The 20,144-nt window shown below is 57.8% G+C and carries 12 protein-coding genes; 2 read left to right on the top strand and 10 right to left on the bottom strand.

What is annotated here, in order from left to right:
* The first annotated feature begins 919 nt into the window (after positions 1 to 919).
* Positions 920 to 3,151, top strand: a complete 2,232-nt coding sequence (locus tag UH5x_RS23495) for a coiled-coil domain-containing protein (RefSeq protein WP_482633877.1) — start codon at positions 920 to 922, stop codon at positions 3,149 to 3,151.
* Between the two features lie 373 nt (positions 3,152 to 3,524).
* Here UH5x_RS23495 and UH5x_RS23490 read toward each other — a convergent pair whose 3' ends face one another.
* Positions 3,525 to 5,075, bottom strand: coding sequence for a glycoside hydrolase family 10 (locus UH5x_RS23490; RefSeq protein ID WP_482633876.1), 1,551 nt, complete (start codon positions 5,073 to 5,075; stop codon positions 3,525 to 3,527).
* 570 nt (positions 5,076 to 5,645) lie between these two features.
* Here UH5x_RS23490 and UH5x_RS23485 point away from each other — a divergent pair.
* Complete coding sequence (locus UH5x_RS23485) at positions 5,646 to 9,167, top strand: DEAD/DEAH box helicase (RefSeq protein WP_482633875.1); 3,522 nt, start codon at positions 5,646 to 5,648, stop codon at positions 9,165 to 9,167.
* Between the two features lie 635 nt (positions 9,168 to 9,802).
* Here UH5x_RS23485 and UH5x_RS23480 read toward each other — a convergent pair.
* The 9 genes from UH5x_RS23480 to UH5x_RS23440 all read right to left on the bottom strand — a co-directional run bounded on the left by UH5x_RS23480 (position 9,803) and on the right by UH5x_RS23440 (position 20,138).
* A complete protein-coding gene (locus UH5x_RS23480) occupies positions 9,803 to 10,546 on the bottom strand; it encodes a cysteine hydrolase family protein (protein WP_047813096.1) in 744 nt (247 codons plus the stop codon).
* A 36-nt stretch (positions 10,547 to 10,582) separates the two neighbouring features.
* The gene (locus tag UH5x_RS23475; RefSeq protein ID WP_047813097.1) at positions 10,583 to 11,824 is read right to left on the bottom strand and encodes a Zn-dependent hydrolase; all 1,242 of its coding nucleotides are present in this window, start codon (positions 11,822 to 11,824) and stop codon (positions 10,583 to 10,585) included.
* Positions 11,825 to 11,829: 5 nt separating this feature from the next.
* Positions 11,830 to 13,698, bottom strand: coding sequence for an asparagine synthase (glutamine-hydrolyzing) (gene asnB / locus UH5x_RS23470; RefSeq protein WP_236696021.1), 1,869 nt, complete (start codon positions 13,696 to 13,698; stop codon positions 11,830 to 11,832).
* Between the two features lie 109 nt (positions 13,699 to 13,807).
* Positions 13,808 to 14,890 (bottom strand): aspartate/ornithine carbamoyltransferase family protein, encoded by a 1,083-nt coding sequence (locus tag UH5x_RS23465; RefSeq protein ID WP_047813099.1) that lies wholly within the window; start codon positions 14,888 to 14,890, stop codon positions 13,808 to 13,810.
* Between the two features lie 4 nt (positions 14,891 to 14,894).
* Entirely contained in the window at positions 14,895 to 15,026 is a 132-nt protein-coding gene (locus UH5x_RS23460) for a hypothetical protein (RefSeq protein WP_261340210.1), read from the bottom strand.
* Positions 15,019 to 16,467 carry a sodium:solute symporter family protein gene (locus tag UH5x_RS23455; protein WP_083434777.1) on the bottom strand — a complete coding sequence of 483 codons (1,449 nt, stop codon included), beginning with the start codon at positions 16,465 to 16,467 and terminating at the stop codon, positions 15,019 to 15,021. Before UH5x_RS23455 ends, UH5x_RS23460 begins: the two co-directional genes overlap by 8 nt.
* Entirely contained in the window at positions 16,464 to 16,844 is a 381-nt protein-coding gene (locus UH5x_RS23450; protein ID WP_482633874.1) for a hypothetical protein, read from the bottom strand. The genes UH5x_RS23455 and UH5x_RS23450 overlap by 4 nt, the downstream gene beginning before the upstream one ends.
* Before the next feature lie 430 nt (positions 16,845 to 17,274).
* The gene (locus UH5x_RS23445; protein ID WP_047813101.1) at positions 17,275 to 17,832 is read right to left on the bottom strand and encodes a hypothetical protein; all 558 of its coding nucleotides are present in this window, start codon (positions 17,830 to 17,832) and stop codon (positions 17,275 to 17,277) included.
* Complete coding sequence (locus tag UH5x_RS23440) at positions 17,832 to 20,138, bottom strand: secretin N-terminal domain-containing protein (RefSeq protein ID WP_482633873.1); 2,307 nt, start codon at positions 20,136 to 20,138, stop codon at positions 17,832 to 17,834. The genes UH5x_RS23445 and UH5x_RS23440 overlap by 1 nt, the downstream gene beginning before the upstream one ends.
* Between the last annotated feature and the right edge of the window lie 6 nt (positions 20,139 to 20,144).

Genomic DNA, 20,144 nt, shown 5'->3' with positions numbered 1-20,144 from the left:
CGAAACATCTGCCGGGGGGAAGGGGGAGGGTGGGCGCGGTCACAGACCGCTTCCGCGAGCCGCCGCTCTCCAAGACCGCTCGCTGGGGAACGCTCGTTGGCAGGCTGCTCGCGAAAGTCCATATATTAACCGGCAGCCAACGGTATCGCCAACCAACACGCCAAAGATCTTCCCCGCCCCGGATGGGCCAGCGTGGAGGATGCGGTTTGTCCTCGCTTGCGTGTCGGGTTGTTGCTGGGGCGACGGTCTTGGAAGACCATCGCACGGGGGGATGCGGGATTGAGAGAGGAAATTGAAAAAGTCAAATTGACAATTGGAAAATCGGAGCGGATCTGGAAGGTGGGTGGCACCTTACGGATGCACTGCAATCCTCGCCCCGGATGGGGCCGGCGCACTTAGCTCGGGGTGGAAGCCCCGAGACTGGTGCCAGAAATCAAACGGTCGCCCCGGATGGGGCCGGCGTGGAGTTGGGGGCGTCCCTCGCTCACGCGTCGGGTTGTGATTGGCGGATGCAGAAGGATCTGGAAGGTGGGTGGCACCTTACGGCTCTAGGATCTGGAAGGTGGGTGGCACCTTACGGGCACTCTTAGCTCGGGGTGGAAGCCCCGAGACCGGTGCCAGGAATCAAACGGTCGCCCCGGATGGGGCCGGCGTGGAATTGGGGGCGTCCCTCGCTCACGCGTCGGGTTGTGATTGGCGGATGCAGAAGGTGGGTGGCACCTTACGGCTGCACCTTACGGCTTTACGGCTGCCTTACGGCTGCACCCGGGCAAGACGCCAGCACGTGTCCCAGCGAAGTGCCCCGAACAGGGGTTCACCTCCGGGTTTGGGCTCGACACGCCGACCGGTGGCTTGATACAGGCCATCTGGAGCGTGGTTTTTGCCACGCGTTCTCATTTGTTTGGTGTTGGTGTCTGCCATGAATACTTGGATCGGTATCCCATTTCTGTCCGCCTTTATGTTTGTCATGGGAGGCATTCTGGTTGGGCATTTGCTCTGGTATCGCGACCGCAGTCGCGACGTGAACGCCATCAAAGATGCAGAGAAAAAGTACGCGAAAGCCAAAGCGGTGGCTCGCAGTCGCAAGCATCACTTCCTGGGCCTGCAAGGCGACGTCGATTCGCTGCAATCCAGCCGTGACGAGCTGCAGGCCGAAAACGATCAACTGCGTCAATGGTTGAAAGACCAAAAGCAATTGACCCAGGGTGCCGAAACCGAACTGGGGCATCTGCGAGCCGAACACAGCCGCTTTGAGTTGGCCACCCAAGACGCCGAAAAAGCTCGCGATGCGGTCCACGAATCGCTGCAACAAGCCGAGCAAGAAATCGAGTCGCTGCGTTCTGCTCTGGCAGACAACGAAACTCGATTCGAAGAATCGGCTGCCAAGATGCGTGAGCTCGCCGAAACCGCCAATGCCACCGGCGACGAGTTGGCCAACCGTGAGAAGCAACAGGAATTCCTGAAGCAAGCCAACGAGCAACTGAAAACGCAAAACGAAGAACTGCAAAGTCAGATTGAAGTGACCCGCGGCGAAGTCTTTGCGGCCAACGAAGCACTCAGCTCGCTGCAGCAACAACAAACCACGTTGCAATCCGAACAACAGCACACCCACAGCCAGTTCCAGCAAATCCAAGCGGACCTGATCGCAGCCAATGAAGAAATCGATTCGCTGACCCAAGCCAACGAATCGCTGATTCAACGCATCGAAGAATCGATCACCCAACGCGACGCCGCGATTCTGCAACGCGATCAATTTGCAGCGGAACGCGAAAACGTTGCCAACGACTACGACGAAACCGGACTGCGATTCGCCGAACTGCAAACTGAATACGAACACCTTCGATCCCAACACGAAGCTGCGATCCAGGCGGCAACTCGTCACGAAGCAACCGTTCAAACGGTCCGCGAAGAATTGGAAGCTCGCACCGAAGAGGTCAGCGAACTCAAAACGGCTCGCACCCAACTGCAATCCACGCTTCAAGAACACGAACTGAAATTGCAAGCGTTGCAAGGCGAACGCGAAGAACTGGCGGAAGAACTCGACGAGCGAACGCTTCGCATTCAAGAGGCAATTGACGGCCGCGTGATCGCCGAAACGGCGTTGTCCGAGCTCGAAAAACGACTGGACCTGACCTTTGAAGACCTGAATTCCAAACTGGAAGACACGGCCTCGCAACTCGCCAGCACCGAAACCAGTCTGACCGAAACTCAGTCGCGGTTGACGTCCACCGAGGCCAAACTTTCCACCACCGAATCGGAACTGAAACAAACCCAAACGGAATTGGGTTCTGTTCAAGCCAATTGGAGCGACAGCCAATCTCTGCTGGCGGAATCGGAATCCAAGCTTTCGTCGGCCCATCAAAAGCTGACCGCTGCCGAATCGCAACTCGAGCAAACCCAAGCCGAATTGACGACGACGACATCGCGATTGGAAACCACCGAATCGTCACTGGCGGCTGCCATCGTTCAACGCGATCGACACGAGACAACGCTGCAGGAAATTCACGCTTCGACGGAACAACTGCGAAATGAAGCCAAGCAGCTCGAAGCTACCATCGAGTCCAAGGACAAAGCGATCGAGCAACTGCGAACGGACCTGCAAGAACAGCAAAGTGCTGTGACCCGTCACCGGGCGGAAATTGAACGTCTGGAATCCGTGCGTCCCGAGTTTGAAAAACTGAAGCAAACCGTAGCGGAACGCACCCACGAAACCACACGTTTGAATCAACAGTTCAAACAGCAGCAGCAACGCGAAACGCAGTTGCAAAAGGAAGTCGACGAACGCAACCAACAAGTGCAATCGCTACGTCGTTCCCAAGAACAATTCGAAGCTCGGATCAATGAGCAAACCTCGCTGGTGCAACGCTTGACGCAAGAACTGAAGTCCACCAAGGACTCACTGCAAACCGCTCGCCAGCACGAACCCCGTGTGGCGACCATGCAGGCTCAGGTCACCGATTTGACCGCGGAACTCAAACGGGTTTCCAGCGAACTCGACCAAAGCCTCGATGCCAACGCCGAAATGCAAGAACGCATGCGAGTGCTCGAAGGCAAGTTGCACGAGAGTGCGGCGATCATGCGAGACCTCCGTCGCAAACGGGCTCACGTTCCTGTCTTGGATTCGAACGAGAACCAACGCCGCGCCGCCTAGCGTTGCAGGAATCCGTCTCGGGGCTTCCGCCCCGAGCGATGGAAGCCGGCCCCTTCCGGGGCGAAGATCATGAGCCGCACCTGTCGCATTTCGTTCCTCGCTCACCGGCCTGTTGATCGAATCCCAACCCGAAGCGTGAGCGAGGGATCGCGTGCCATTGCAACGAGCCTGTGGGTCCCTCGCTCACGCATCGGGTTGTGAACTCGAGCAAATCAACCAGCCGTCACGGTTGGTCGATTTGGCTGTAGGTTGGCCACTCTTGGCCGACATCCGCAACTCTGACGGGCAAGAGTGCTCATCCCACATGCGTTGAAACGTCGTTGACGACTCAATCAACAAGCCGGTCAGCGAGGCACCAACGCACCCTCCATGATCACATCAGCATTTCTTCGCGAATTTTGGTGAGGTAGGCCAGCATGGGACGTGGGCGGCCTTTGGCGTCGATCACGCCCGCGTGCGGGGTCAGGTGAGCGTGTTGGTCTGACCATCCATCCCACACCACCGCGTGAACGATTTGCTTGGATAGCAACGTTTGGATCAGTGGCTGCACAAATTCAAATTGAGCTTTGGCCCAGGCATCGGGGTCATCACTGATGTCTGGCGACAGCGGACGCGTTTGGATGGGCAATCGTGCTGACGCGTCTTTGCCGGGTGCACCGGCCACCGACAGCTGCACCATCAGGGGAGCATTCAGTGTCGCCCAGCGGTCAATGATTTGGCCGAACTCGACCGCCGATCGTGGATGCGTGTCACCGTCTTCGAAACCGAATCGGAAATTCAAGCCGATTCCGGCCAGCCCCAAGCCACTTCGTAGCAGAGCGTCGGCGAAATGCAGCGGGCTGATTCCCTGCTCATCCCGAGCCAGGTATTCGCCGCAGGGCTGATCCAACGACATCAACACGGGCGTGTTGGGATCGCAGCGGCGGATGGTTTGCAGGATCCCGATGGAGAACCGCATGACTTGTTCGTCATCGAACCCCAGCGGGCCGGCCACGTTCAACCCCGAGGCGGCGTTCCAAAGGTTCACGCGACCGCGAAAATGCTCGACCGTTTTTTCGACAAAGCTGATCGTCGTCGACATCAGTTTGTCAAAGTCATCGTCCAACAGCGTCAACCAATCCGGGAGCAACCCTTTGCGGTAATCAATCACGGGGCCACCGATCACACGCAGTCCCATTTGAGAACACGCCGTCAGGGCTTCGTCGACGGGTTCGTAATTGGGACGACCGGAATCCGTTTCGATCTCGCCCCAATTGATCCGAACCGCGGCCGCATTGAACGCACGCGTGATCGTGGTTTGTTCATCGATCGAATTGCCCGCGCGACCCGACTGGATGTCGGGCGTGACTTCGGTGGCGGGCAGTGGCGGCAAGACTCCGACGGCCAACATCGTGCACAACCGGTTTTCACGACTGCGCCGATACGCGACGGACTGACTCGCGAACAAATCGCCGAGTTCATTCGACGCCAGCTCCAACGCCTCAATGGCCTCCATCGCCGCTTCGACGCACGAGGGGCTTTCGGGGGCACACTGGCTGGCATCCAAGAACCGCTTGGTGCCTCGTGTCAGCAAATCATCGAAGCGATCGCTGAGCACCAACCCGCCGCGCTGCCACACATCGGCTTGCACTCGCACGCGGTAGCAGCTTCCTCGCGCCAATTCGACAAACAGTCGGTGGGGGTTGGCCAGGCAACGCAGGCTGCAGGTGCTGAGTTGGCGGTAGCCGATCGAGGGAATCGGGCAAGTCAGGAACAGTTTGGCGGACGTGTCGACACCACGGGTCAGGGTGAAGCGTCCGTTGGAATAAACGTTCCGAGACTGCCACGGCACACCTTCGATGCCGCACAGATACGCATCTTCCCAACGAGTCGATTCAAAGAACTCGTTCGCTGCGTCAGGGACATCAAAATGCATTTGCCCCATGGCAACCAGCGATTCAAAGACCGAACAAAATTTTATCGGGAAACGTCCGAAACGTCGCTCAGGACCATCCTGGCAACTGAGACGGTGTGACATTCCCGTGTCGCCACACCATCCTTCAGTCCCGACGCTCGTTCGAGTGATCAAAGACGCAAAATTTCAAGCGTCTGTGACAATCGAAGGACCGTCCGCGAATCCTTGCGAGCGAGAATCCAAACCAAGTGTCTGGCCCAAGTCTCGTTCTCAAGGAAATCCCGCACACACCGTGTGAACAACCACCTTTTTCCAACTCGGCGGAAACAACCGAGTCGATCTCAAAAGGGGGCCGGGTGGGATGGATTGGCACGCGACCCGAGCCACTCCGCCGGCTTTCGCCTTGCGCAATCATGGTAGTCGGTTCGTCCGGCCGCTGCGAGATGGCTGGTTCCGAGCACAAGAGCGTCCGACGGGGGGCGAATCACCCGTTGGGCCCCGCCAGGAAAGGTCCTCACTCTGCACCATCGCTTTCAATCGCTATCGCGTGTACCCTGTTTCGCTCGTTTTTTGAATTGCACCTTCTGAGAAGCAACACGCATGGACTGGATCGCGGAAGACCAACTCGGATCGCTCGGATTGCTGATGGGCGAGGCGGTGGAGCGTCTCGTCGATTCACACGATCAGGGTTTCGATTCCCGTGCAGCCATGCTGACGGTGAAGACTCCCACCCTGACCCAGGGCGACAACGGCGTTCGCTTTGATTTCCAGGTGGTAGGCAATCGAGAAAAGCAACAAACCGTTGCTCTCGAGATCGTTCCCCAAGTCGACGAGGACGATCCGGGAGGGGTCGGGGAATTGACCAGCGAGTGCCAATGCGGATGCGTGGCGTTCCTGCGAGACCAATCGTGCCCGCACACGTTGGCCGCGGCTTGGTGGTTGCAAGAACAAATCGCTCGGCGAAGCGGCAACGGCCAACTGATCGAATTCCTCGGTGGCCTGAAAGCCGATGCGGTCGCAGCCGGCAAGCAGTTCGTCGATGAACTGTTGCGACGAGCCAAAAATTCGCGTCCCCCATTGGCCGAAGACGCCGAGCCGACCCGATTGCAGTGGCGGGTTCGCGTCAACATGGCATCGCAAACGGCTCCGCTGACGATCACGCCGTTCGAACAGAAACAACGCAAAGGCGGCAAGGGTTGGACCAAGGGCCGCGAGGTCCGCAGCTTCGACCTGCTCGATCAGAACCTGCTGACCGATCCTCTGGACAGCAAAATCGCGTCGTTGACGTCGGTGCCCACCCACGGCGTTCACGATGACAACTACGCCATCTTCGAAGCCCTACGAATGCTGGCAGGCCACGAGAACGTCGCGTGGGACGATCAAAACGCGTTGCCGGTGGAAATCTTCTGCAGCCAACTGCTGTTGACGCTGCAGCCGGTCGAAGTCGAAAAGTCCAACAAACCCAAAGCATCCAAGAGCCAATCGGACAGCGAAGCCCCGGCGAAGAAAACGCCTGCCAAAAAAGCAAAGAAGCGCTCGGGCAAATCGGCCAACGAACTGCTGGACAACGTGACCACCACGCTGACCATGCCAGAATCCGAACCGGAGCCCGTCCGCAGCGTTGTCCCCACTGACACGATGATCGTTGACGACCTGATCGCGGACGATGAAAAGGTCGAGGTTCAGTTTCAACCACGATTGTCGGTCGACGGAATCGACATCGATGTGCAGAAATGCGAAACCGTGGTCGGCGGATTGAGCCCGGTGGAACCGGCGATCATTTTGGCCGATGCCGAGGACGACCGAATCGTGCTGTGCACGCTGGCGGACCCGGCCGCGATTGGAATCATTCAGTTCTTGCTTCGCGGTGACTACCGCGACACGTTGCTCGATCACGCCACGGCATCGCGTTTGGCGCTGGCCGCAGGTTCGATCGATTCGCTGATCCGAGTGGAATTGCCTCCGCAACTGGCTGGCCCCATTGTGCCGGCACCGTGTGAGTTGGTGCTGCAAATGCGTCCTCGTCCCGGTGCGGGATTGAAGGTTTCACTGCGGGTGCACGAGTCCCGACTGCGTGATTCGTTGGTGCCCGGGGACGCTCCCGAGTTGGTGCCGTGCTTGGCCGAAACCGGTCCGATCCGTCTGCAACGCGACTTGAAAGCCGAACTCGAAACCGCTGAAAAAACGATCCAACGTTTTGGGCTCAACCGACTGTCTCACGAGAGCACGATGGAGTGGGTCGCCCTGACCGATCACGCCGCCTTGGATTTGCTAGGTCGTTTGCACGATGCTGGCGATGAAGCCCCACGGATTGTTTGGCCCGAAGGCGAAACGTTCCGCGTGCGTGGCGAGATCACGCCGAAATCGTTGCGAATCAAAATCGATGACTCGCCGGATTGGTTCGGCATGACCGGCACCGTGACCGTCGACGGTGTCGACGTGCCGCTGCAAGATTTGTTGACTGCCGTCCGCGAAGATCGGCAACTCGTTCGAGTTGGCGATCGCCGATTTGCAAAAATCAGCGAAGCGTTCCGCAAGCGTCTGACGCAGTTGGGCGACACGCTGGTCAGCGAAAAGGGGCAACTGCGTTTGGCGGGTGCCGCCGTGCCGTTGGCTCGAGACGTGCTGGGCGACGACGTGACGCTGGAAACGACCGCGACCTGGCACCAAGCGATTGAACGACTTGATTCGCTTCAGGATTGGGCACCCGATCGCCCCGAAGGCTTGGACGCCACCCTGCGTGATTATCAGTTGGATGGTTACCGGTGGCTCGCCCGCCTGAGTCGCTGGGGAGTCGGCGGCGTCCTGGCCGACGACATGGGTCTGGGGAAAACGGTCCAGACGCTGGGCATCTTGGTGGAACGTGGCCCCACGGGTCCCGCGTTGGTCGTGGCACCGACCAGTGTCGGTGAAAACTGGGTGCGAGAAGCCGAGAAGTTCACGCCCGCGTTGACCGGCAAACTCTACCGTGATTGCGACCGCGACGAAGTCATCAAAACCTCAGGGCCCAACGACCTGTTGATCGTCAGCTATCAACTGCTGCAACGCGATGCAAAACGATTTGCTTCGCGAGCCTGGCACACGCTGGTGCTCGACGAAGCTCAGTTCATCAAGAATTCGCAGACCAAGACATCGCAAGCGATCCGAACGCTCCAAGCCGATTGGCGTCTGGGACTGTCCGGCACGCCGCTGGAAAATCACCTGGGCGAATTGTGGAGTCTGTTCCGGACACTGAGCCCCGGGTTGCTCGGTTCTTGGCAACGATTCCGAAGTCGTTTCGCGGAACCGATCGAGCGCCACAACGACGCGGATCGCCGCGAATCGCTCGCTCGCTTGGTGCGTCCGTTTGTGCTGCGTCGAACCAAGGACAAGGTGCTGAAAGAATTGCCGCCGCGCACCGAGATCACGCTTCGTGCGGAATTGTCCGCTCCCGAACGCAAGCTCTACGAAGACGCTCGCTTGGCTGCTCTGGCGGAACTCACCGCCGGTGGTGGTGCTCCATCGCACGAAGGTCGACGCCGTATTCAGACGCTGTCGTGGCTGACTCGACTGCGCCAACTCGCCTGTCACCCCTCCCTGGTCGAACCCAGCTGGAAGGGCACTTCGTCCAAGCTGCAACTGTTCTTGTCGCTGGTGGAAGAACTTCGTGAAGGCGATCACCGGGCACTCGTGTTCAGCCAATTCGTCAAACACCTCAGTGTCGTGCGAGCAGCCCTAGACGAACGTGGGATCTCCTACCAGTACCTCGACGGGGCCACGCCATCACACGAGCGGCAACGCCGCGTCGATGCGTTCCAAAATGGCGAAGGCGATCTGTTCTTGATCTCGCTGAAAGCCGGTGGAACGGGTCTGAACTTGACCGCCGCGGATTACGTGTTGCACCTCGACCCATGGTGGAACCCTGCGGTGGAAGACCAAGCGACTGACCGGGCTCACCGCATCGGACAAGAACGCGCGGTCACCGTCTATCGCTTGGTCGCCGAGCGAACGATCGAGGAGCAAATCCTTCAGCTCCACGCCGACAAACGCGAATTGGTGGCGGGCATTTTGGATGGCACCGATGCGGCTGCGAAATTGCAAACCCAGGATTTGATCGATCTGATCAAAGCCGAAATGAGCTGATCAAGGCCTGCTCGGGGCTTCCGCCCCGAGCGAACGGGGCGGCCCCATCCGAGACGATCGTGGACGGACACAATTCAAAGTCGGCCGGACCGAAACGCTAAGCAGGTGTCATCGGGCATGTGAGCCGTTTGGGCGTTCGCCCCGGTTGGACGTGGGGGCAACAACGCTTCCCGAAACAGTCCCAATGACGAAAGACTCCTGCCGACCTGCTTAACGCTGGGCTGCAAAATGTTTGGTGTGATGGAACGCATTCGTGTGCGCAAGTTTTCATCCCGGTAGGGATTTCAGATGGTTGCCGTCGGTAAGCGATCGCGCCACCGACGGACCTGTAGCCCGCGCCGCCACTCTCCATCCCGCCGTGGCCGATGGCCACGGCGGGATGGAGAGTGTTTTTTGGGACGCTCGTTTTCCGGGGGTACGCTGCTACGCAGCAACCCCCGGCTACCATCTGACATCCCTACCGGGATGAAGAAAGACAGCAAGCCGGAAGAAAAATTGCATTCGCTATCCGAACGCCAACACCAAACATTTCGCAGTCCAGGCAAACACCCAAACACCCAAACGGCTCACAAGGTGAGCCCCAATCATTCCTGCGTACCTGCTTAGCGGAGTTCCGGCAGCAATCGCCGTCTTTCTCAGCCGTCGGTCTTGGCGGGGATCAGATTCACGACCGTTTCGATGACTTCGCCGATCGTCATGACTCGCGCGTATCGGTCGCGAAGCGTGGCCAGCGTCGCGTTGTGCAGCTCCGGCGTCACGGTCGCACAGCAATCGTCGACAAGGGTCACGAGGTATCCCAAATCGCATGCGTCCCGAACGGTCGTTTCGACACATTCGTTGGTGTAGACACCGACCACAAACAGGGATTCGATGCCCATGTTCTTGAGCACGTAATGCAGGTTCGTGGAACTGAACACGCCACTGGCGGTTTTGTTGATGACGATTTCGTCGCGTTCGGGCAACGGCGCAACTTCCGTCAAGAACTCGGCCTCATGCGAACCGGGGGCCGCCAACAGATCCAAGCGTTTGTGACCTTTGCCACGATCTCGTCCGTCCTGAGTGAGCGACTGAATGCGAGTGTGGATGACCTCGAGGTTGCGACGCCGAAACGCTTCTTGCAGCCGCCGCACGTTGGGCAACACCGTTTCACTCAGCCGATCGAAGTAGTACTTCTGGCTCTCGTCTGAAACGCCGTGGTTGTTTCCTTCGGCAAAGACACCGCACCCCGGAGCCGCGTCGAGATACTGCAAGTCGATGCACAGCAACGCCGTGTGCCGCCCCACCAAAAACTCGCCGTGGGCAGGGTTGTCGACAAATGATTCGTGGTAGATTTCGCGAAGTGGATCGGGGTGTTCTTCGTGCGGTGCAAATTCGTTCATGGTGCGCTTTCAATGCGTTCAATCGGTGGTGCCGGACTACTCGGCAGATGGCCCAGCCATTTCAGCGAGCGAGTGGAGCAGCACATTGGCTCCGGCTTCGATGTCCTGCCAGGCGGTCCATTCCGCGGGCGAGTGACTTTGCCCAGACTTGCTGGGGACAAAGATCATCCCCACGGGAATCATTCTTCCCATGATTTGGGCGTCGTGGGCAGCCCCACTGGGCATGATTTCATACTCAAGTTGCAATTTCTCGGTCTGCTGCTGAATTGCCTTCACGATCGAAACGCCACACGTGACCGGACTGATCAAGCTCTTCTGTTCAAACTCGAACATCAAACTTCGCCGACGAGCGATTGCCGAGAGCGCCTTCCGAAATGCATCGGCCAACTCCTCCAGCACCTCCATGGAGGTGTCACGCACGTCCAAGGCGAATTCCACCAAGCCGGGCACCGTGTTGGTGGCCCCAGGAAGAATCTGAGCTTTCCCGATCGTTGCCCGACTTCGGTCGCTGCCGTTCTCTTCCAAAATTCGTGGGATCTCATGCGCGAAATCGGCCAACCCCATGAACGCATCGTGCCGCATGTCCATTGGCGTGGTTCCTGCGTGGTTGGCTTCGCCTTTGAGCCGCACGGACCAAGTGAACAGTCCCGTGATTTGGTCGACGACCCCCACGGATTTCTGCAGCCGATCCAGCACGGGCCCTTGCTCGATGTGCATTTCCAAGTAGCAGTGCAGGGCCTCTGGATCTCTCGCCGCATCCAACGCCGCGACGGGGTCGTAACCATGGCGAGCCATTTCATCCTGCAACGGAACGCCATTCATGTCGGTCATCGTCGCGATCATTTCCGGGTTGATTTGGCCGCAGACAGATTGCGATCCGAACATCCCGCCGAAGCGACCTTCCTCGTCACTGAAAGCAATCAGTTCGATCGTGCGTTCGAGCTGGACACCGGATTCCTTCAAGCAACGCAGGCATTCCAAACCTGCGACCACGCCCAGCGTCCCATCCAATGCCCCGGCACAAGGAACGGTGTCGATATGAGACCCCACCAAGACTCGCGGCAAATCGGTTTTTCCAGCGAGGGTCGCCGAAATATTCGCGGCCCCATCCATCGCGTTTGGCAATCCCGCGGCCTGGATCCGGTCGATCAGCCAACGTTTGCCCTCGATGTCGGCGTCCGTGAACGCCATCCGGTAGATGCCATGGTCTTCTGAATTCCGGCCGATCTGCGAGAGTTCCAGGATATCGGCTTTGATCCGTTCCAGATTCACTTGCATGGCAATCAATCCACTGCCGGCAAAGGCAGACCCTCAACGTACTGGCCTTGAAGCATGTGCAATTGCAAGACGTGATTCATGACGATGTCATTGCGACGCGCGATCGTGCCATCGCTTTCTTTCCAGGCATCGTCGATGAACTGCATCAACTTGCCGTGCTCAAAGAAGCCCAACGAGGCGACGCGCGAAGGTGTCAGCCAATGATCAATCATCTCTTGCACGGCGGCGCGTTTCACCGGGTCGGTGTGAGCTGGCGGTGCCATGAAGGCAAACTTTTTGCGTTCGTACAGTTCCCGCGGCAACACATTGACCATCGCCTCGCGGAGCACCCATTTTTCAACCCCATTGCGGATGCGAATGTTCGGCGGAATCGTGGTGGCGTACTCCGCGACATGGTGATCCAGGAACGCCGGACGGGCTTCCATGCTGTTGGCCATGTCCATCCGGTCACCGCCCCAGGTCAGAATCTGACCTTCCAACATCGTTTTGCTCCACGTGTACTGTGACACGTCCAAACGATGGCGACCGCGAACTTGAGCGGGATCGATGGCACGGGCGACTTCGCCGACCGGGTCGTACTCCCGCAAGAGATCGGTGAGCGAGGACGACAGGATCGGCTCAAATCGTTTCAGCACCATCATCCAGGGTTGGATCCAAGACGGTGTGAACCCGCACAGGTCTTGCCAAGCACTGTGCTGCAGATCTTCTTCGGCCAAGATGGCACCGGCGAAGATGCCGCCTTCATCGTCGCGGCCCAGCCAATCTCGTTTGAAGAACGGGTAGCCACCGAACAGTTCATCGCTGCCTTCCCCGGTGATCACGGCTTTGTAATTGCAAGCTCGAACGCGGCGGCTCATGTGCCATTTTGCAACCGCCAACGTGTTGTAGAAAGTTCGCTCGGCATGCCACGTGGCTCGTTCGAAAGCCGGGCCATAGAGTTCCTTTTCCGTGAGTCGCAGCAACTCTTGTTCGGCACCGGTGCTTTCCGCCATCCGTTTGGCGATGTTCGATTCGTCGTACTCATCACTGTCGAAGGCGATTGTGAAGGCTTTGACAGGCGACTGCTGCAGCGTGTTGGCCAGCCCCAAAATGGAACAACTGTCGATCCCGCCCGACAAATAACATCCAACGGGCACGTCCGCTTCCAAGCGCGTCGCGACGGCGTCGATCAAGCGATCCTGAACACCTTGGATGAACGGTTCGGGATCCGCGTTCTCGTCATGCGATTCGGGGAATTCAAAATCCCACCAACGCTTCGTTTGCACCTCCAGTGAGTCACCGTTTTTCTGAACCACCAGCATGTGCCCAGGCAGCAACGCTTCGACGCCTTCAAAGGCAGTGGATCCCGGCACCATGACCTGCATCATTTGGTGAACGGCGGCCTTGGGACACATCCGAGGTTCGATGTCAGGATGCTGCAGGATCGATTTGACCTCGGATCCCCAAACGATGCCGTTGTCATTGACCGCGTAATACAGCGGCTTCACACCAAATCGATCTCGAATCAGAACCAAACGTTCCTTGCGGTCATCGTAAAGCACCACAGCAAATTCGCCGCGAAGGTGATCGACCATGGCGAGATCGTGCTTCAGATACAGTGGCAGCGTGATCGCACTGTCGCTTTTTCCGTTGCACTTGTATTTCTCACAGGCCAGCGACGTTCGAATGCGTTTGTAATCGTACAGCTCGCCGTTGACCGTGACCGCGTAGTCACCATCGTCGGTTTCAATCGGCTGATGACCACACGCCAAACCAATGATCGACAATCGGGTGTGCCCCATCGCCAGCCCGCGTTCCTGAAACAAACGGCTGCCGCGCTCGTCAGGACCGCGGTGGTCCAAAACCTCGAGCATCGGGTCAAGCGCAAAACGCAATTCGCGTTCGTTGGTACGGGATGGATTCCAAAATCCGGTGATGCCACACATAAATGGTGTTGGTGATTCGTAGAGATGGATGAATAGAAAGAAGTGTACGACCGCGAATTCAGATGCCGCTGATCCGATCGGTTCGATCCAAAACGGCCGCCAACAAAGCTTGCCGAACAAATACCGCGCCAGCCGCCTGGGCGAAGTAAAGATTGTGGTCAGTTTCGTCCAAGTCCTCGCTCAACTCAGCGTTGCGAGCGAGCGGGTGCATGATCACGGCGCCGGGCTTGAAAGGACTGCTCGCATCCAAGCTGTATCGTGAGTCGAGATTGCGATAACTGTCGCCCAAAAACGCGATCGAGTTCACATAGACGACATCCAATTCGGGCAGGACCTCTTGGACATCGTTGGTGATTTCAATGGGAATGGGTGATTGCTCGATCGGTTCCGTCAAATCCAAACCGACCGGGTCGGCCATCTCGCTGATCAACGTGATCTTGCTGACCGCGCCCGCGAACATCAGCGACAATCGCAAGAAACTCTTCACCGCTCGCATCGATCCCGGCGTGCCGATGATTCCCAGGTGCACTCGTTTTTCCGGTGGGCAATGTTCGGAATGCAGTTCGGGTCGCCACTTCAGCAACGCATACCAATCGATCAACGCTTGAGTGGGATGGTGCCCCGAACCGTTGCCCGCGTTGATCAACGGCCTTTTCAAGTTCTTGCGAATCTCATCCAGGCTGTCCGTGTCCGGGTGACGCATGATGACCACGTCCCCGTAGGTGTTGAACATCTCCCCGATGTCCGCCAGGGATTCTCCCTTGGCAATGCCAGTGACCTGACCATCGGGCACGGATAGAACTTTTCCATCCAGTCGCTGCACCGCGCTTTCAAACGACAACCGTGTTCGGGTGCTGGGTTCGAAGAACGCCGTGATGGCGATCTTGCCGTCCAGCGGCTTGTCCATTTCAACGTTGCGGGACTCCAAGAGAGCCGCCAACTGAGCAATCGCCAAAATGGTGCGTCGGTCAAACTGACGCGGGTTCAGAATCGATTGCCCCGCGAGCGACTTGAGCGTCTCGCGGTCAATGACCCCGTCGAACGCGTCCAGCAACGACAGCGGCGACAACTTCTGTCCCTTGGAGTTGGTCGCCGTTGCACTCAGTGCTTCGGACACTTGTTGGTTAGAAAGTGAATTCATTGGATTACCAGATTTGCTTGTCTCGCAGGTCGATCCACAAAAATCCGATCAGCACCGCCACGCCGAGCACACAAAGCACCAGACTGCCAATCACTAGAAACTGAAAGAAGAAAACCGAAAACATCAGCTCAGTCATCCGCCAGAGTATCGAATTCGAAGTTGTCTGGCCAAAAGAAGCAGCAGACGGCAAACGTGATCCCTGAAACCGCCGCCCCAATCAACGATGCCGTGAACCAACCGATTTGGAAATACGCCACCAAACCCAATGCACTCCCCAGGACCATCGAGGCACACGCCGCGATGGGACTGGCCGAACGAAAATACAACCCACACAACACCGGCCAAATGCAACTGCCAACCAACGGCCCGGCAAAGAACAGGACCGTCGCCAGCGACCCCACGTTCGGATACGCGGCCACCCAGGCGATCGCCCCCAACCCAATGATAGCAACGGCTGACCACCTGCGTTTGGAGGGATCGGAGGCATGTTTGTTTGTGACGCGTCGCTGAATCGGTTCGGCGATGTCATTGACGATCAAATCTGATGTCGCGGCCAGCAAACTATCGATGCTGGAAGCCAGCGAGCAAAAAACGACGACAAAAACGAGCAATGCACCGCCGGTCCCCAGCAGGGTTGCAGCAACCAATGGTCCTGCGGTGTCCGGTTCGCTGATTCCAATCCCCAGTGCGGGCGCGGCAAGCCCCAAAAACCCGGCCACGATGGGGACGGGCAACCAGAGCACGCCGCCCAGTGCATAGGCCTTTGGACCGACACCTTCACGCATCGCAAACGCGCGACTCCACCACACGTTGCTGTGAAAAATTTCACCCAATCCAAACAGCAAGTTATTGAAAAGTGCCATCAACGCCGCCGGAAAGAACGCCGACAACAGCATCGGACGCTCGTTGCTGAGCTGTTCATGCACCTCTTGGATTTCGACCTGGGTCAAGACCGCAACCGCAACCACGACCAATCCAGCCAAGATGATCAGACTCTGAATGAAGTCGGTTCCGATCACCGCGTACATGCCACCGAACAAGGTGTACGCCACGCACACCAGCACAACGACGGACATCCCAACCTCGTAGGGAATGCCTGACAATACATTCAGAAGTTTCCCCCCCGCCATCGACATGGAAACCAACCAAGTCACCGCGTAGAACAACGAGATGATCAAGAACGGGACCGTGCCCAACCACCCGTAGCGACGACGCATGAATTCGACCGCCGTGTACCCCTTGGGCATCAATTTTCGAATGCGACCGCTCATCGGAGCGAAAGCGAACAACCCAAAGCTCGCGGTGGAATACGCCAACATCCCCCAAATCCCAAGCTGCAACGCGTACTGCGGCGCCAGCATCGTCGTGTTGGAAGTGATCCAGGTTGCGACCGCCGTCGCGGTTCCCATCGCCAGGCCCACGTTGCGACCGGCCACCGCGAAACCGTCGTACGACTTGGCTTGCCGGCCCCACCACCAACCCAGTGCAATCCACAACACTCCAAACATTGCCAGCAGGATGTATCCCGCTTCGGCACTGAGAATCGCTCCGCTTGCTGCCAACATCAGGCTATTCATGATCGGGTTCCTTGCACGATCACAACGACCACGGCCAAGAAAACAAGAGCGCCGATGACGAGCAGCACCATCGCCTGCCAAACCGGCCAGTGCAGAACCTGCACCGTTGCAGGCACTTCCGAGCGTGCAATCAATTCGCCTTCTGCATCCAACGCCTCGACGTGATAGCGATACATTCCATCGGGCAGCCCCGAGACAAACGCGATCGGCAGTGTCCCCTCATAGACGACACGCTGAGCGGAATCCGCCATCCCAACCGACGGCTCAAGCGTCCCCGAATCCTGGCCATCCAGTGAACCGGAACGGACCGTTGCGCCGTCGCTTGGATCCAGCTCATAGACTCGAAAGGAACCCAGCGATTCGCTGGCATTCGTCACATCCCAGGTCAACTGGAAGTAACCTTCGCGAGCGACCAGGGGCTGTTCAAGAAGGCTTGGTTGAAATGCGACCGAGATGGTGGAATCAAAACCATCCGACGGTTCTTGACCGGCAACAGGCGAGGCCTGAACCAGAAAAATCCACCCGATGACCGACAGAAAAGCGGTGAAAAACGGGCGAAAAAACGATCTGCCTCCAGGGCAACAGATAATTCATTTCCGTCGGTGTGATGCGAGCAGTCCCAAATGCCTTGGCCGGTTCGCGTTGAGAACATTTCAAACGCAAAGCGTATCAGATGGCCTGTTTCGAAGAAACCGCCACCGTCCTCAAGGATCGCATCCACCCCAAAAAATTCATCTGTGTCCAACGCGAAATCGCACCCCAACGTCGAGCACGAAAAGGCGTCTCGGACAAACTTGGTTGCTAGCTTCAGGGCGACTGAAACATGCTGGCTTCCCAGATGAAGTTCCCATTCTTCAAACGCACTCTCGGTGGGATCACCGCCAAGACTTCCGCACCACCCACCGTGTCGCCTGCGGAGACAAACTGCGTTTCTTCGCCGAAACGAATGATGGCACGTGTTTTTCCCACGTCGGCGAATCCGAGCACGACGTATTCGGACGCCTTGGTCGGCTTCACAACCGTGGACGGTGCCGATTGGTCGATGTGAAAGGGGTCCTTGCGATCAGGGAACGGCGGAACAAACCGAATCGCCTGGTTCCCCGGAACAGTCTTCAAGCCCTGGTCGCGAATCCCCAGATCCGACTTCGTTTTCTGGTCTTGCATCGCGACACGCCGAATCGTGTCGATCGATTCGGGATCGACTCCACACCCCGGCAGCACCACGATCTTCACGAACAACAACACGAACGCGATTGCCCATTTCAAACGAGTCGAACGCGGCTTGACCGACTTTTTCGACATGGTTTTCTTGTTGGTCTGGCTTTCCTGGGAGATCGACTCCCGTGTCAAACGTTGCTCCGCCATCACGGTTGCTCCAACGGATGAATGTGCACCGGTGGGTAAATCGATGGTGTTCCCAGCATGTGGGTGGCCGAATCACCGGCTCGCAATGGTTCATTGACGGTCGACTCTTCCAACATCATTCCATTGGAATGAAACATGACCGAATCGGAGGGCACGGCCTCGGAGGTCGCCGCCCCCGAAGGCACGGAGTCAAATTCGTACAGAGGCATCATTTGCCCGGGCACCACCGGAGCGGGATTCATCAATCCGGGATAGGCGAACTCCATCGGTGCAATGCCTTCCCCACCCAACATTTGAAGTTCGTTTGTGCCACCATTCAGACGCACTCGGGGATGGTGGTTGGGACAATTCAAATCGTAACATTCGGGAGACTGCGGGCACACAGAAGCGTACGGGATCGAATCCAACTGACGAGTGGCGACGCACTGGGCTTGTCGTGACCGTTCGTTCCCATGGTCGTAGGGTGAAATGATTTCGGGTTTCAAAAAGACGATCAGTTCGCTTTCTCGCACCTGGGTGTCGTGGCTGCGAAATAGTTTGCCGATGTATTTGAGATCCCTCAGGTAGGGCACGCCGCTGACGTCTTCGATGATTCGTTTTTGCCGCAAACCACCCAACGTGAACATGTGGCCGTTGGCGACCCGCACGGTGGTTTCTGCGGTGCGACTGTCGATCACCGGGTTGTTTTCAATCTCGCCCACTTGGACGCTGTATTCGGGCTGAACCTTCAATTCGATCGTGTTGTCGTTGCTGATCCGCGGGGTCACCTTGAGGATGATCCCGGCGTCTTTGAATTCGACCTGGGCGAAGACGACATTGCTTCCTTCAGCAGGCTGGGCGGCGACAATCGGGATCTGCTGAACGATTTTGATCGACGCTTCCCGGCGATCAATCGCGGTGATCGATGGATCGGCCAACAGCTTGGCTTCATCACTGCTGTCCAAAGCGCTGAGCAGGAAGCTGGTGTCAAAGTTGTCCGTCAAGGTTCGAATGCCCATCGTGGTGGCGCCACCGGAACCAAGCGTGCCAAAGGTCACCGCTTGCTCCACGTTGCCAGCAAAATCAGCGAGCGCCGATTCATCGGTGGTGTTCAACCGAAAACCGCGTCCCCAATTGACCCCCAGCATTTCGAGCTCTTCCAAACTGACGTCGTAGATCAACGCTGTGATTCGAACCTGAGCACGCGGCACATCCAGTTGCTTGAAGGCTTGCGATGCCAAGTCCAACTGCGCGCGATTGCCTTTGATCATGATGCGGTTTTCCGCTTCATAGACCGCCACGATCGTGCCTTCCCCGAGTGCCTCCTGAAGTGACTCACGCATCTCCGAGGCTTCGGTGAACTGAGGCGTCAAATAGATCAACTCCGTCGCCAGCGTGTCATAAACACTTGGTGCCCTCGCTCCTTGACGATCGGTGGAGGCCCCGCCGCCCGAGGTTTCGCCCCCGGTTCTGCTACGTGGCATCGCCGCTTCCGGTGACATCGCAGTCAACATTTCTTGCACGCGGTTGATGTTGGTCTTGTTGTCGACGACCAGCATCGCCCCCCGTCCAACCGCTTGGATTCGGCCGCGATCGGACAACAGCAACTGCGCCGCGGAGATCGTGGCACTCATCTCGTTCTCATCCGCGGTTTGAAAACGCAATGTTCGTGACTCGAACTCCGGACTTCCTGTGCCCACTTCATCCAGCGGCAACACCACCAAACTGTTTCCCGCGGCGATGTAACCGTAGCCGGACGAGGTCAAAATCGCGGACAGCACGTCCCGCAGAGGAGCGTCCTTGAAGACTCCCGAGACATCGCCGGTCACCTTCTCACCGGCCACGATATTGATGTTCCAGAGATCCGAGAGCAGGAAAACCACTTCTTGCAGTGACGTTTTGCGAAACGTGATGCTGCCTCGCTGCAACAGAACTTCCTCAATCGCCAGGGGAGGCCCGGTCAACGAAACGGAACTTCGGGGTGTGAGTGTCTCGGCAACGCCGTCGGACTCAACACTGGATTCGGTGTCAGGCGAATCAGTGGAGGAGGTCGCTCCCAAAGCAGGACCTGCCATCGTACTTGTCGCCGTCGTCATGCTGGCTTCGACGTTGGTAGCAACCGTTGTCTCAGCCGCGGTCAACGTCGAACCGCTCCATGTCATCCCGAGCATCGTCAACGACACGCCGATGCCCAACGAGGCTGATTGAATCAATCCCACAAGCGCGCGTCGAGTTCTCACACAACGGAAGGTCATCGGACTCGCGAGCGAATCGCTCGGAGTTGAAATGACAGGTTCAGCTTGTGACGCGGAGCCTTCCTTGGCCATGCGTTG

It is taken from the genome of Rhodopirellula sp. UH5, from assembly GCF_056839225.1.
Note: the sequence above shows the minus strand (reverse complement) of the source record. Positions and strands in the feature narration are given on the sequence as shown.